Raw genomic sequence first — 14,228 nt, forward strand, 5'->3', positions numbered from 1 at the left:
TACACAACTCCCGTCTCGAAAAGAAATAAATTTTCATCAGGGTTGTCACGTCCCGCCCCCATGCCGTTCGATCACCCGATGCGCGCACAGCCCCGCCGCACGGGCCTTCGCGCGCGATCGCCGTGCGTTGCCACGCATGCCGCGTGGCCGTGCTCCTCGGGAAAACCCCGAGCAAGTTCGTTCGAATGCATTTTCACGTTGACCGGATTCGAATTCGAACATAGGATGCTCGAAAATGATCAGTCGTCAGATAACATCGCAACTCGATGACGACAAAATGTTCGTTCGAATACCGTATTTTCGATATAAGGCGGCATGACCCGCGCCCATCAAGATCGGACATCGTACGAATAAAACGAATAAGCCATCCCGGGCGGATGGCCCTTACGGATCGGCGGGCGCTGTGCGCCCGCCCCTCTGACAGGAGACAGCAGTGAAGACAGTCAAGGCGTTGCGCTGGTGGATCATCGTGCTCGTATGTCTCGGCACGATCCTCAACTACCTCGCACGGAACTCCCTCGCGGTGCTCGCCCCCGAGCTGAAGCAGGTCTTTTCGATCTCGACGCAGCAGTATTCGTACATCGTCGGCGCGTTCCAGATCGGCTACACGATCATGCAGCCCGTGTGCGGCTTCGTCGTCGACCTGATCGGGCTACGGCTCGGGTTCGCGCTGTTCGCGATGCTGTGGTCGATCGTCGGCGTCGCGCACGGCTTCGCGTCGGGCTGGCTGTCGCTCGGCATCCTGCGCGGCTTTCTCGGGCTGTTCGAAGCCGCCGCGATTCCGTCCGGGATGAAGGCGGTCGCCGAATGGTTTCCCGATCGCGAGAAATCCGTCGCGGTCGGCTATTTCAATGCGGGCACGTCGCTCGGCGCCGCGATCGCGCCGCCGCTCGTCGTGTTCCTGTCGATGCGGTTCGGCTGGCAGGCCGCGTTCATGGCCACCGGCGCGCTCGGCTTCGTGTGGGCCGCGCTCTGGTACGCGCAGTACCGGTCGCCGGCCGATCATCCGCGCATCACGCCACAGGAGCGCGCGCTGATCCGCGACGGCCAGGCGACGATGCCGCCCGTGTCGAAGCGCCGCATTCGCGACGTCGTCACCGCGCGGCGCTTCTGGGCCATCGCGCTGCCGCGCTTCTTCGCCGAGCCCGCGTGGCAGACCTTCAGCTTCTGGATTCCGCTGTATCTCGCGACCGAGCGCCACATGGAACTCAAGCAGATCGCGATCTTCGCGTGGATGCCGTTTCTCGCGGCCGACCTCGGCGGCATCGCGGGCGGCTACCTGTCGCCGTATCTCGCGAAGCGGTTCGAGCTGCCGCTCGTGTGGTCGCGCGTTGCCGGCGTCGCGCTCGGCGCGGTGCTGATGCTCGGCCCCGCGATGATCGGGCTCGTCGCGTCGCCGTACATGGCCATCGCGCTGTTCTGCGTCGGCGGCTTCGCGCACCAGATGATCTCCGCACTCGTCAACACGCTGTCGGCCGACGTGTTCGATCCCGAGGAAGTCGGCACCGCGAGCGGCTTCGCCGGAATGGCCGCGTGGATCGGCGGGCTCGGCTTCTCGCTGCTGGTCGGCGCGCTCGCCGACAAGATCGGCTATGCGCCGCTGTTCGCGTGCCTCGGCCTGTTCGACATCATCGGCGTCACGCTGCTCGCGGTGCTGATTCGCGGGCAGTCGAAGCAGGAACGCCTGCTCGCCCGGCACGCCTGACCTTCGCCCTTACCAGGAATCGCATTCATGACTTCGCTTCTTCATCCGCCCGTGTTCCGCGTCGCCGGCCAGCACGCGAACCGTGTGCTGCTCGCGTCCGAGGCGGGCGCAACCCTTGAAATCTTCGTGCTCGAGGATGACATCGTGCGGGTGCGCGTGCTGCCCGATGCGACGGCGCGCAACCCGCGCACGTGGTCGATCGCGCCTGGCCTCGAGGACGTGCCGCTCGACGGGCGCGACCGCCTCGACTTGAGCGGCTTCGCGCTGCCCTCCTTTACCCTCGTCGAAGACGATGACAGCGTGTGCATCGAGACCGTACAGATCCGGCTCGCGGTCCGCCGGCAAAGCGGCCATTGCACGTGGTCGATGCGCGGTGCGGACGGCACGTGGCGCGTCGCACTCGCCGACCGTGCGACGCAGGCGTACAACTTCGGCTGGTGGGACGATCGCGCGTATCACTACGTCGCCCGCGAGCGCGGCGACAAGGTGTTCGGCCTCGGCGAACGCGCGGGCGACCTCGATCGCACCGGCGCGCGCTTCGAGATGCGCAACATCGACGCGATGGGCTACAGCGCGAAGCACACCGACCCGCTGTACAAGCACATTCCGTTCTACATCACGTGGTCGCCCGCTGCGTGCCAGGGGTTCGGGCTGTTCTACGACACGCTGTCGGACTGCGCGTTCGACATGGGCCGCGAGCTCGACAACTATCACGGCCCGTACCGCTATTTCGTCGCCGAGCATGGCGATCTCGACTACTACTTCATCGCGTCGCCCGACACGCCGCTCGCGGCCGCGCGGCGCTTCACGTGGCTCACCGGGCGCCCCGCGCGCACGCCGAAATGGGGGCTCGGCTACTCGGGATCGACGATGCGCTACACCGATGCGCCGGATGCGCAGCAGCAGATGAACCAGTTCGTCGAGCAATGCGACACGCACGACATCCTGTGCGATTCGTTCCACCTGTCGTCGGGCTATACGTCGATCGGCGCGAAGCGCTACGTATTCAACTGGAACCGCGACAAGTTTCCCGACGCAAAGGGCTTCGTGAAGCATTACCGCGACCACGGCATCCGCCTGTGCGCGAACATCAAGCCGTGCCTGCTGCGCGACCATCCCGCATTCGAAGACGCGGCCACGCGCGGGCTGCTGATCCGCTCGGCGTCCGGCGAGCCCGCATGGGTGCAGTTCTGGGACGAGGTCGGCGCGTATCTCGACTTCACGCAGCCCGACGCGTACCGCTGGTGGCGCGAGCAGGTCACGTCGGCGCTGCTCGAATACGGGATCGAGTCGACCTGGAACGACAACAACGAGTACGAGATCTGGTCGCCCGACGCGATCGCGCACGGCTTCGGCCAGCCGTATCCCGTGCGTGAAGCGAAGGTGCTGCAGACGATGCTGATGATGCGCGCGTCGCGCGACGCGCAGCGCGCGCATGCGCCGGCGCGGCGGCCGTTCCTCGTGTCGCGCTCCGGCGGCGCCGGCATGCAGCGCTACGTGCAGACCTGGTCCGGCGACAACTATACGTCGTGGGAAACCCTGCGCTACAACCTGAAGATGGGCCTCGGGCTCGCGCTGTCGGGCGTGTCGAACATCGGTCACGACATCGGTGGCTTCTCCGGGCCCGCACCGTCGCCGGAGTTGCTGCTGCGCTGGGTGCAGTTCGGCCTCTTCATGCCGCGCTTCAGCATCCACTCGTGGAACGACGACGGCACCGTCAACGAACCGTGGATGTACCCGGAGATCACCGCGCAGATCGCGTCGCTGATCAAGCAGCGCTACCGGCTGCTGCCCTACCTCTATCACCTGCTGTGGCTGTCGACGACGCGCTACGAGCCCGTGCTGCGGCCGACCTTCGCCGATTTCCCCGGCGATGCGCGCTGCTACGACGAATGCGACGACATGATGCTCGGCGACGCGCTGCTCGTCGCGCCGGTCGTCGATCCCGGCCTGACGGCGCGCACCGTCTACCTGCCGTCGGGCGCGCGCTGGTTGTGCTGCGCGAGCGCGCAAGCGTTCGACGGCGGCGCGAGCGTGACGCTGCCCGCGCCGCTCGACTCGCCGGTGAGGCTGCTGCGCGAGGGCCGCGTGCTGCCGCTGAACGTCGCCGAGCAACATTTCGGCGCGCGTGCCGACACGCGCGGCTTCCTCGTCGCGCCGCGCATCGAGGACGGCGTCGCCTACGGCGAATGCGTCGAGGACGATGGCGAGACGGAAGCATGGCGCGACGGCGAATACGGACTGTGGCGCATCGAGACCGGCCGCGAAGCGTCGGGCGCGCTCGGCGTATCGGTGCGCTGGGACGGCCGCCCGGCACGCCCGGCCGACCGCGTCGAAATCCTGTTGCCCGCGTCGCTGCACGGCGCGGTCGCCGTGCGCGGCGCGCATGTCGAGCAGGATGCGCAGGACGGCGCATGGCGCCGCCTCGTCATCGCATTCGACAGCTGAACCGCGTCACCCACGCCAGACGGGCCGTTCACACGGCCCGTCGCTCGCCACAGAGGAGGCGACCGAGCCTCCCGCTCACCTTGAAAAGATGAAGAGATCTGGAGATCGTCAATGAAAGCACCCGTCAACCGCTATGCAATCCTGATTTTATCGGCCGCCTCGCTCGGCACGACCGCCGCCCACGCGCAGAGCAGCGTGACGCTGTACGGCGTCGTCGACGATTCGCTCGCGTACGTGAACAACCAGCAGGGCCACTCGAACGTCTACATGCGCGACGGCAACCTGTATGCATCGAAGTTCGGGCTGCGCGGCGACGAGGATCTCGGCGGCGGCACGCATGCGATCTTCGACCTGCAGTCCGGTTTCAACCTGAACAACGGCGCGCAATCCGCCGCCGGCCTGATCTTCAATCGCCAGGCGTTCGTCGGCCTGCGCAACGATCGCTACGGCACGATGACGGCCGGCCGCCAGTACACGCCCTACTTCCTGTTCGTCGGGCCGTACGCATCGAGCAGCTGGCTGACCGGCGCGACGGGCGCGCATCCGGGTGACATCGACGGCCTCGACACGACGATCCGCGTGAACAACTCGGTCACTTATACATCACCGACCTTCGCCGGGCTGACCGCCAGCGCGATGTACGCGTTCGGCGGCATTGCAGGCGCGACCGGCAAGGGCAACACGTTCAGCGCCGCGCTGCGTTATGCGAACGGGCCGATCGGCGTCGCGGCCGGCTACCTGCGCATCAACAGCTCGGGCTCGTCGGCGGGCTTCCTGAATCCGGCGACCGCCGCGTCGGGCAGCTTCGCGGTGTCCGTGCTGAACCAGGGCTACCTGACCGCGAAGGCCGTCGAGCAGGTCGCGGCGGCCGGCAACTACACGCTCGGCGACCTGACGATGGGTCTCAACTATTCCAACGTGAAGTACCTGCCCGGCAACGGCTCCGCGTTCACGGACACGGCCGTGTTCAACACCTACGGCGCGCTCGCCGCGTACCGCTTCACGCCGGTGTTCTCGGTGGCCGGCGCGTTCGCATACACGCTCGCGTCGAAGGCGAACGGCATCAACAGTGCGGCCCGCTACCAGCAGTATTCGCTGAAGGAGTCGTACAGCCTGTCGAAGCGCACGACGCTCTATGCGCTGCAGGCGTACACGCATTCGAGCGGGCAGACGCTCGGTGCGCAAGGCGCCGGCCACGTGATCGATGCGGCGCCGATCGTCGGCGATTCGCAGCAGCTCACGCCATCGACGACGCACGGCCAGTTCGTCGGCATGGCGGGCATCGCCGTCACGTTCTGAACCCTCGCGGCAGCGCTTTCGGCGCGCTGCCCCTGCCCCGGACGACACGCGCATTTCCCGCATTCCACGCGCGCCGTCCGGGCGCCCGATACACATCCGCCACGGCGTTTGCAGCGCCCCGTCCGCCCGCCGGGCGAATCTCCCGGGTTTTCTCGATCTTCTCAATACCTTACAATTCGTCAGGTTTATCCCTTCTGCATGCCCCTTCTTGCAGTCCTGACACCGCGGTACACTCGACGCACGCCGTATCAGGGTCCGACGCGCGCCACGCGCGCCGGGCGGCGTCGCGCCTCGTTGCGCCCACAACTGGATGCCAGCCATGCCAGATTCCCGTCCCTCGCCCCGCACGACGTTCAAGCCGCAGGTCGTCCTGCCCGCGCTCGCGGTCATCGGCGCACTGCTCGTCGTGTGCGCGCTGCACCCGAGCGAAGCCGGCGCGCTGTTCTCCGCCGGCCAGCAATGGGTCATCGCTCACTTCGACTGGTTCTACGTGCTCGCCATCACCGGCTTCCTCGTGTTTCTCGTGCTGATCGCCGCGAGCGACTTCGGCAACATCCGGCTCGGCCCCGACGACGCCGAACCCGAATTCAGCTTCGTGTCGTGGACGGCCATGTTGTTCGCGGCCGGCATGGGCATCGGCCTCATGTATTTCGGCGTCGGCGAGCCGATGCAGCATTTCCTGAAGCCGCCGACCGTCGACCCCGGCACGCCCGCCGCCGCGCGCGAGGCGATGCTGATGACGTTCTTCCACTGGGGCTTCCATGCGTGGGCGATCTACGGGCTGATGGGGCTCGTGCTCGCGTACTTCGGCTTCCGCTACAACCTGCCGCTGACGCTGCGCTCGGGGCTGTATCCGGTGCTGCGCGAGCGCATCAACGGCTGGATCGGCCATACGGTCGACGCGTTCGCGCTGGTCGGCACGGTCGCCGGCATCGCGACGACGCTCGGCTACGGCGTGATGCAGATCAGCGCCGGCCTGCACACGGTCGTGGGCTGGGACACCAGCGGCAACACGTTCCGCATCGGGCTCGTCGTGCTGGTCGTGATGCTCGCGGGTGCTTCGGCCGCGAGTGGCCTCGACAAGGGCGTGCGGCGGCTGTCCGAGCTGAACCTGCTGCTCGCGTTCCTGTTGCTCGCGTTCGTGGTCGTCGCGGGACCGACGTCGTTCCTGCTGCGCGCGCTCGGCGACAACATCGGCCAGTACCTGTCGCATCTCGTCGACCTGTCGTTCCGCACCTATGCGTACGCGTCGCCGCGCGAGGAAGGCTGGTTCGGCGGCTGGACGATCCTCTACTGGGCGTGGTGGGTGTCGTGGTCGCCGTTCGTCGGCATGTTCATCGCGCGCATCTCGCGCGGCCGCACGATCCGCCAGTTCGTGATCGGCGTGCTGCTCGTGCCGACCGCGTTCAATCTCGTGTGGATGACCGTGTTCGGCAACAGCGCGATCTGGCTCGATACGCACGGCGCGGCCGGCGCGCTCGCGCAGACGGCCACCAACGTCGACGCGCTGCTGTTCCGCTTCTTCGACTTCCTGCCGCTATCGCAAGGGCTGTCGATCGTCGCGATCGTGCTGATCGCGGTGTTCTTCGTCACGTCCGCCGATTCGGGCGCGTTCGTGCTCGACCAGATCGCGACGCGCGGCAACGCACACTCGCCCGTCTGGCAACGGCTGTTCTGGGCCGCGCTGCTCGGCGTGACCGCCGCGGTGCTGCTCGTCGCCGGCGGGCTCGGCGCGTTGCAGGCGATGACGCTGATCGCCGCACTTCCCGTGGCGATCATCATGATCGCGCTCTGCTACGGGCTGTGGCGCGGGCTCGCGGCCGACCGCGTGCACTATTCTCAGGACATCGCGCCCGCGACGAGCTTCTGGACCGGCCAGCACTGGCGCCACCGCCTGACGCACATCCTGCGGCAGACGACCGAAGCCGAAGCGCGCCAGTTCGTCGCCGAGACGGTCGAGCCCGCGTTGCGCAAAGTCGCCGACGAGTTGCGCGCGAGCGGTGTCGATGCGAACGTGCAGCGCGACAGCGACGACGCCGTGCGGCTCACCGTGCCGACCGCCGACCACCGCGATTTCGTGTACGGCGTGCGCGTGACGGTGAAATCCGCCGCCGCGTTCCTGGTGCGCGAGGCGGCCGAGCCGGAAGCGGAACGGGCCCACGTGTACGGGATCGTCACGTTCTTCGAGGACGGGCGGCTCGGCTACGACGTCGAATATCTGCGCGGCGACGAAGTGATTGCCGATGTGCTGCGCCAGTACGAACGCTACGTGTCGCTCGCGGCCGACAAGCGCACGCATCTGCTGAGCCGCGCGCCGGGGCATGCGACGGAGGCCGAATGAACGCCGTCCTTGCCACGCCGTGGCGGTTCGCCATCCACGACGGAGCGGCTCGATGACCGGACTCCTGCAAAGCCGCGCCTCCGACGTCATCGCGCTCGGCACGCTCGCCGTGCTCTACCTCGGCGGCGCCGGCATCGCGCTGTGGCGAATCCGGGCCGCGGCGCCGCGCGGCAAGGTCTACTGGATCGTCTGCGCGGCGCTGCTCGCCGGCGGCGCCATCGCGATGGGCATCAACCTGTCGCCGGTGCCGGACACCGGGAACATGCCGCCCGGATTTGCGCTTGGCGTCGAAGCCGTGCTGCTCGGTCTCGCCCTGGTCGCCGGCGGATGCGCGTGGTTGATGTTGCGCGCGCGGCGACACTGACGCGCGTGCGTCACGCGGCCCGGCTTCGTCCCGCGCGAACGGCCACGCGCGGGGCGAACCGGCCGGCCCCTTCCTTGACCTGCCTCGTTACCGCGACGCGTTACACGGACGGTGCCCGCGCCGTCACGAGCCAGCACGCCGCGTCGAAGCGTACATCGGCACCCTCCACGTAACGCGCGAACGCGGCACGCATCGTGTCGACCACGCGCCGCCTCGTTGCCTCGTCCACCTCCAGCAATGCCAGCCCGACCGGGCCCAGCCGCGAGATGTAGTCGTCCAGCGCGGAAGCAGGCAGCGCGCACGCCAGATCGACCGGCTCGATCACGATGTCCGCCCAGCCGCTGTCCGACAGCACCGACACAACGCGCTGCCGGTCGCCGAACGCGAATTGCCCGGGCGCGCCGGGCCGCCGGGCGGGCAGGTTCGGCAGCAACGGCGCGGCGGCCCGCTCGGCGATCGTCATGAACGGATTGTCGGCCGCGCTGCGCCATGCGACGAACCGCATCCGCGCATTCGGCCGTGCCGCTTGCCGCAGATTCGCGAAGGCCCGCACCGGATCGTCGAAGAACATCACACCGAGGCGCGACACGATCAGGTCGACGCTCGCGGGCTCGAACGCGTGAGTCTGCACATCCGCGCACACGAAACGGGCGCGGACGCCGCTGCGTTCGGCGCGCGCCCGTGCGGCGTCGATCATCCGGGCCGAGATATCGATGCCCGTGCATTGCGCGTCTGCGCCGAGCCGCTGCGCGATCGCAAGCGTAACCGCGCCCGTGCCGCAGCCGACGTCGAGCACGCGGCGCGCGGACGACGTGGCCCCCGCATCCACGAGCAACTGCGCCAGCGGTTCGAACATCCGGTCGATCGGCGCCTGCGTGTCGACCCACGCGCGCCCCGACGGGCCGTTCCACAGCGCGGATTGTTCGTCGTTGGGCTGGCTGGTTTCCATCGTCGATTCCCCTTCTGGCTCATTGATCGTACATCGCACTTTGCTGCTTCAAGCCGGCTTGAAGTCAAGGCCCTCCGGCCGCGACCTGCCATCGCGATGTCGATGCCCGGCCTGTATGCAAGCGCCCCCCGTCATTTCACATTTCTTACATTCGCGCTGCGTATCGTTGACGACTTTCCTACGGTGCCTCCCATGCGACGACTCCTCACGCGCGCGCTGCTCGTGCGCTGCGCTCCCCTTGCTGCCCTCGCCGCGCTGTTCGCGTGCTCGAACCACATCGATTCGCCGGCCGATCCGGCGAGCGCGTCGGCCAACGTCCAGGCCGCATGGGTCGAGATCGGCGAATCGAACCAGGCGATCGCGCGCGTCATCACGAACTACACGCCCGCGTCGGCCGGCGATCCGCTGTGCCCGCAACTGACCGTCGACGGCAAGCTGTCGCGCATGTCCGTGCGCGCGGGCGCCGCGACCCTCGCCCAACGGCCGACCGCCAGCGATCCGGCCGATTCGAAGCCGTCGAGCTTCCCGGTGTCCGTCTGCGAGATGACGCTGCCGGCCGGCGCGCAGGCGGCAAGCGTCGCGGGCCGCACGCTGCCGCTGCCGAAGGCGCAGCCGCAACGCATCGCGATCATCGCCGACACCGGCTGCCGCATGAAGAAAGCCGACAACGCGTGGCAGGCGTGCAACGACGCGACGGTGTGGCCGTTCGACACGATCGCGGCCAGCGTCGCGAAGCTGTCGCCCGACCTCGTGATGCACATCGGCGACTACCACTATCGCGAGAACGCGTGCCCGCCGGACATCGCCGGCTGCAAGGACAGCCCGTGGGGCTATGGCTGGGATACGTGGCAGGCCGACCTGTTCCGCCCGGCCGCGCCGCTGCTCGCGAAGGCGCCATGGGTCGTCGTGCGCGGCAACCACGAGGAGTGCGCGCGTGCAGGCCAGGGCTGGTTCCGCTTCCTCGATCCGCGCCCGTATTCGGCCGCGCGCTCGTGCGACGATCCGGCCAACGACAACAACGCGAACTATTCGGAACCCTATGCGGTGTCGCTCGGCGGCGGCTCGCAGGTGATCGTGTTCGACACCGCGAAGGTCGGCCGCACGCCGCTCAAACCGACCGACGTGCAATTCGGCATCTACCAGAAGCAGTTCCAGACGGTCGCCGCGCTCGCGTCGAAGGCCGGCATGACGACGACGATCTTCACGAACCACCATCCGATCCTCGCGTTCGCGCCGATCGCCGGCAGCACGCCCGCGCCGGGCAACCTCGCGCTGCAGTCGGTGATGTCGAGCCTCAACGCGCAGGCGTACTACCCGCCCGGCGTGCACGTCGCGCTGCACGGGCACGTGCACGACTTCCAGGCAATCAACTTCTCGTCCGGGCATCCGGCGACGATCGTGTCCGGCAACGGCGGCGACAATCTCGACGTCGCGCTGCCCGACCCGTTCCCGGCCGGCCTGACGCCCGCACCGGGCGCCGTGATCGAACGGCTGTCGCACAACAACAGCTTCGGCTTCCTGATCATGGAACGCCGCGCCTCCCCGGCGACCGGCTGGGTGTTCCACGCGTATTCGGCGGCCGGCAAGCTGCTCGCGTCGTGCAACCAGTCCGGCACGACGCTCGCCTGCGACAAGACGGGGTTCATTGCGCCGTGAGTGAAGGGGTTCGATGTGACGGCCGCCGTGCGGGCGGCCTGCAAACGCTGCGCACGCTGGCCGCGGCGGCCGTATTCTCCGGCCTGGCGCTCGCGGCTCACGCCGCGCCGGCCGAAACGGTCCTGCTTCCCGGTGCGCCGCCTTCGCGAATCGTCGATACGATCGGCAACGGCACGCCGCAGGTGACGAGCAAGATCGATGCGGCGACCGCGCGCTTCGCGCCCGACCCGACGCTCGTCGCACTCGGCCGCCGGATCTTCTTCGATCCGCGACTGTCCGAGCCGCGCGGCATGTCGTGCGCGGGCTGCCACGATCCGGGCCGCGCGTTCGCGCCGACGCTGTCGGCCGCCTCGCTCGCGGGGCCCGGCGTGCCGGAAGGCAGCCGGCCCGGGCATTTCAGCCAGCGCAACGCGCCGTCGCTGCTCTATGTGCGTTACGTGCCGCGCCGCCACTTTTATCAGGATGACGACGCACCCGCGCCGTCGCCGTTCGGCGGCCTGTTCAGCGATGGCCGCGCGGATACGCTCGCCGAGCAGATCCGCGGGCCGCTGTTCGATCCGAACGAAATGAACAACCGGTCGCCGGCCGCGCTGCTGCGCAAGGTCGACACGACCGAACTCGCGCCCGATCTCGCCGCGCGCTTCGGTGCGCCGGTGCGGCGTGATCCCGAGCAACTGGTGCGTGCGATGGGCCTGGCCGTCGAAGCCTATCTGCAGAGCGACGAGATGGCGCCGTTCACGTCGCGTTTCGATGTTTTCCTGCGCACGCGCAAGCCACTGGCGCCGGCCGAAATGCGCGGCCTCGCGCTGTTCCGGAATCCCGACAAGGGCAACTGCATGAGCTGCCATACGCTGTCGGAAACATCGAGCCGACCGGAGCGTTCGCTCTTCACCGATTTCGGCTACGACGCGATCGCGGTGCCACGAAACCGCGCGCTGCCGGCGAACCGCGATCCGCGCCATTTCGACAACGGGCTGTGCGACACCGCAAGGCGGCTGCGCTGGCCCGAGCCGACGCAATGGTGCGGCTACCTGCGCACGCCGGGGCTGCGCAACGTCGCGGTCAAGCAGACGTTCATGCACAACGGCGTGTTCACGACGCTGCGCGACGCGGTCGCGTTCTACAACACACGCTCGACCGACCCGGGCTTCTGGTATCACGGGGCCAGAACGTTCGACGACGTGCCGGCCGCCTACCGCGGCAACATCAACGTCAACTCGACGCCGATGAACCGCCGGCCCGGCACGCCGCCTGCGCTGAGCGACGCGGAAATCGACGATATCGTCGCGTTCCTCGGCACGCTGACTGACGCGCGCTATACGAAGGTTGCTGCTTCTATGGCGCCCGCGGCCCCTGCTGGCCGGATCACGCGAACCGCCGTGCCGGCCCGCTGACCCTGGCCGAACGGCCAGCCGCACGCATACCCACTTGCGGTCACCGCAAACACTGGTTATATTTACAGTACTGTATTTATGAACAGTGAGGTGCGCGATGGAACATCTGGTCCGTATCGTCAACGAAGCCGATCGCCAAGTGCTGGCGTGGCTCCGCGCTCAGGTCGGTGATGCCCGCGTCGAGCGCGCGGCTCGCCAGCTCGGGCATACGCGCAAGCCGTTCCCATCGGCGGTATGCCGGTATCTGGGCATGAGCGCACCGGCCACGCTGCGCCAAGCCGAACGGCCGCGCGCCGCGCGCGATTTCTCGGTCGGTGATCGTTACCTGTCGCTGATCCGCCAGCACCTCGCCACGCACTCGGCCAGCCGATGAAATGGCGGCGGCTCGCCGCGTCGGTGGCCCGGAATGACGGAGGGCCTGCGCATTCGCTAGCCCGGCCGGCCGACACCGTGCTTACGTGGCCGCGGTGGCTTCCCGTACGAGGCGGCCGAGCGTTTCAAATGCCGCTTCGTGCGCCGCATCGAACACACGCGTGCAAGCGAGCCGGACATAGCCGTCGAAGCGGTCGCAATTCGAGAAGATCGAACCGGGCGCGATCCTGACTCCGTGCGCGAGCGCGGCGTCGAACAGCGGCTCCGAGCGCACGCCGTCCGGCAGCGCGATCCACAGCAGCATTCCGCCCGGCGGCTGGTTCATCCGCGTTCCGGCCGGGAAATACCGCGCAATTGCATCGATCGTCGCGTCACGCTGCACGCGCAACCGCCGCACCCTGCCTGGCACGCGGCGGCCCCGACATCACCGCACGCTCCTGCGCCGCTCGACCCATTCGAATACCGCCATCCCGGCCAGCATCGCGACGACGAACACGATCCCCTTCGCCGACCCGAAGCCGATCGACACGATCGCGGGCCCCGGGCAGAACCCGGCGATCCCCCAGCCGATGCCGAACACCGCACTTCCGGCAACCAGCCGCATGGTGATCGCCCGCGCGGCCGGCAACTGCATCGGCAAGCCGAGCCACGTCCGCGTCCGGCGCTTCGCCCACGCGAACGCGAACACGGCCACGCCCATCGCACCGGCCATCACGAACGCGAGCGACGGATCCCAGCGCCCCGCCAGGTCGAGAAAACCGAGCACCTTCTGCGGATTGGCCATGCCCGACACGATGAGGCCGACGCCGAACAGCAGCCCCGCCAGAAACGCGAATCCTGCCTGCATGTCAGGCTCCCAGCACGTGCCGTCGCACGAAGACGGTCACGAAGCCCGCGACCATGAAGACCACCGTCGCGACCACCGAGCGCAGCGCACCGCGCGACATCCCGCACACGCCGTGGCCGCTCGTGCAACCGCCCGCGTACCGCGTGCCGACGCCGACCAGCAGCCCGGCCGCCACCAGTTCGACCCAGCCTGCATCGACCTGCGGCGTCATACGATTCCCTGCGACGTACATCACAAGCGGTGCGGCGATCAGCCCGACGATGAACGCGGCGCGCCAGTCGCGCTCGCCCGCGCGTGCCGTGAACAGACCACCGACGATACCGCTGATGCCGGCAATCCGGCCGTTGAACGCGACGAGCCACGCGGCCGCGAGCCCGATCAGCACGCCGCCGGCCAGCGACAGCCACGGCGTGAAATGAAGCGCATCAAGCTGCATCGCGCCGCCCCTTCGCGGCCGGGCCGCAGAACTGTTCGTACAACACGCCCATCACCGCGATCGCGGCCGGGCTGTCGAGCGAATAGTGGATGTTCTTGCCCTCGCGGCGTGTGCGAACCAGCGCGTTGTCCCGCAACACGCCGAGCTGCTGCGACAGGGTCGGCTGGCGAATATCCAGCGCTGTCTCGAGATCGCTGACGCAGCGTTCGCCCTGAGACAGTTCGCAAAGCAGCAGCAGTCGGTCGGGATTCGACAGCACCTTGAGCAGCGCGCAGGCCGATTCGGCAGCCGCGCGCATCGAGTCGGGTTCCGGCAACCCGGCGGAAAGATCGTCGTTCATTGGCGCAGGGAGACAATTAACGAATCAATATTATATTAATTTATATAATATCGCTCCCCGCTGTTTGCCGGCAGGCG

General features: G+C 68.0%; 12 protein-coding genes and 1 pseudogene. 8 read left to right on the forward strand and 5 right to left on the reverse strand.

What is annotated here, in order from left to right:
* Positions 1-433: 433 nt before the first annotated feature.
* The 5 genes from CFB43_RS26155 (at position 434) to CFB43_RS26175 (ending at position 8,157) form a co-directional block, all read left to right on the forward strand.
* Positions 434-1,705: an MFS transporter gene (locus tag CFB43_RS26155; RefSeq protein ID WP_089497173.1), complete on the forward strand. Its 1,272-nt coding sequence runs from the start codon at positions 434-436 to the stop codon at positions 1,703-1,705.
* 27 nt (positions 1,706-1,732) lie between these two features.
* Positions 1,733-4,153 carry a glycoside hydrolase family 31 protein gene (locus tag CFB43_RS26160; RefSeq protein WP_089497174.1) on the forward strand — a complete coding sequence of 807 codons (2,421 nt, stop codon included), beginning with the start codon at positions 1,733-1,735 and terminating at the stop codon, positions 4,151-4,153.
* Between the two features lie 111 nt (positions 4,154-4,264).
* Positions 4,265-5,452, forward strand: a complete 1,188-nt coding sequence (locus CFB43_RS26165) for a porin (RefSeq protein ID WP_089497175.1) — start codon at positions 4,265-4,267, stop codon at positions 5,450-5,452.
* Between the two features lie 319 nt (positions 5,453-5,771).
* Positions 5,772-7,793, forward strand: coding sequence for a BCCT family transporter (locus CFB43_RS26170; RefSeq protein ID WP_089497176.1), 2,022 nt, complete (start codon positions 5,772-5,774; stop codon positions 7,791-7,793).
* 52 nt (positions 7,794-7,845) lie between these two features.
* On the forward strand, positions 7,846-8,157 hold the full coding sequence (locus tag CFB43_RS26175; RefSeq protein ID WP_089497177.1) for a hypothetical protein: 312 nt from the start codon (positions 7,846-7,848) through the stop codon (positions 8,155-8,157).
* A gap of 100 nt (positions 8,158-8,257) precedes the next feature.
* Here the strand turns inward: CFB43_RS26175 and CFB43_RS26180 are convergent, their stop codons facing one another.
* Positions 8,258-9,106 carry a class I SAM-dependent methyltransferase gene (locus CFB43_RS26180; RefSeq protein ID WP_089497178.1) on the reverse strand — a complete coding sequence of 283 codons (849 nt, stop codon included), beginning with the start codon at positions 9,104-9,106 and terminating at the stop codon, positions 8,258-8,260.
* A gap of 192 nt (positions 9,107-9,298) precedes the next feature.
* Between CFB43_RS26180 and CFB43_RS26185 the strand changes: the two genes are divergently transcribed.
* The 3 genes from CFB43_RS26185 (at position 9,299) to CFB43_RS26195 (ending at position 12,529) form a co-directional block, all read left to right on the forward strand.
* On the forward strand, positions 9,299-10,762 hold the full coding sequence (locus CFB43_RS26185) for a metallophosphoesterase family protein (RefSeq protein WP_089497179.1): 1,464 nt from the start codon (positions 9,299-9,301) through the stop codon (positions 10,760-10,762).
* Between the two features lie 56 nt (positions 10,763-10,818).
* Complete coding sequence (locus CFB43_RS26190; protein ID WP_256990158.1) at positions 10,819-12,156, forward strand: cytochrome-c peroxidase; 1,338 nt, start codon at positions 10,819-10,821, stop codon at positions 12,154-12,156.
* Positions 12,157-12,253: 97 nt separating this feature from the next.
* On the forward strand, positions 12,254-12,529 hold the full coding sequence (locus CFB43_RS26195; protein ID WP_011355479.1) for a hypothetical protein: 276 nt from the start codon (positions 12,254-12,256) through the stop codon (positions 12,527-12,529).
* Positions 12,530-12,610: 81 nt separating this feature from the next.
* Here the strand turns inward: CFB43_RS26195 and CFB43_RS26200 are convergent.
* The 4 genes and pseudogenes from CFB43_RS26200 to CFB43_RS26215 all read right to left on the reverse strand — a co-directional run.
* A pseudogene (locus tag CFB43_RS26200) lies at positions 12,611-12,919 on the reverse strand (PLP-dependent aminotransferase family protein); the annotation flags it as partial.
* A gap of 33 nt (positions 12,920-12,952) precedes the next feature.
* Positions 12,953-13,375, reverse strand: a complete 423-nt coding sequence (locus CFB43_RS26205) for a DUF6691 family protein (RefSeq protein WP_089497180.1) — start codon at positions 13,373-13,375, stop codon at positions 12,953-12,955.
* Position 13,376: 1 nt separating this feature from the next.
* The gene (locus CFB43_RS26210; RefSeq protein ID WP_089497181.1) at positions 13,377-13,811 is read right to left on the reverse strand and encodes a YeeE/YedE family protein; all 435 of its coding nucleotides are present in this window, start codon (positions 13,809-13,811) and stop codon (positions 13,377-13,379) included.
* Positions 13,801-14,151 carry an ArsR/SmtB family transcription factor gene (locus CFB43_RS26215; protein WP_089497182.1) on the reverse strand — a complete coding sequence of 117 codons (351 nt, stop codon included), beginning with the start codon at positions 14,149-14,151 and terminating at the stop codon, positions 13,801-13,803. Before CFB43_RS26215 ends, CFB43_RS26210 begins: the two co-directional genes overlap by 11 nt.
* Positions 14,152-14,228 lie beyond the last annotated feature (77 nt).

Source organism: Burkholderia sp. AU15512 (assembly GCF_002223325.1).
GTDB lineage: Bacteria > Pseudomonadota > Gammaproteobacteria > Burkholderiales > Burkholderiaceae > Burkholderia.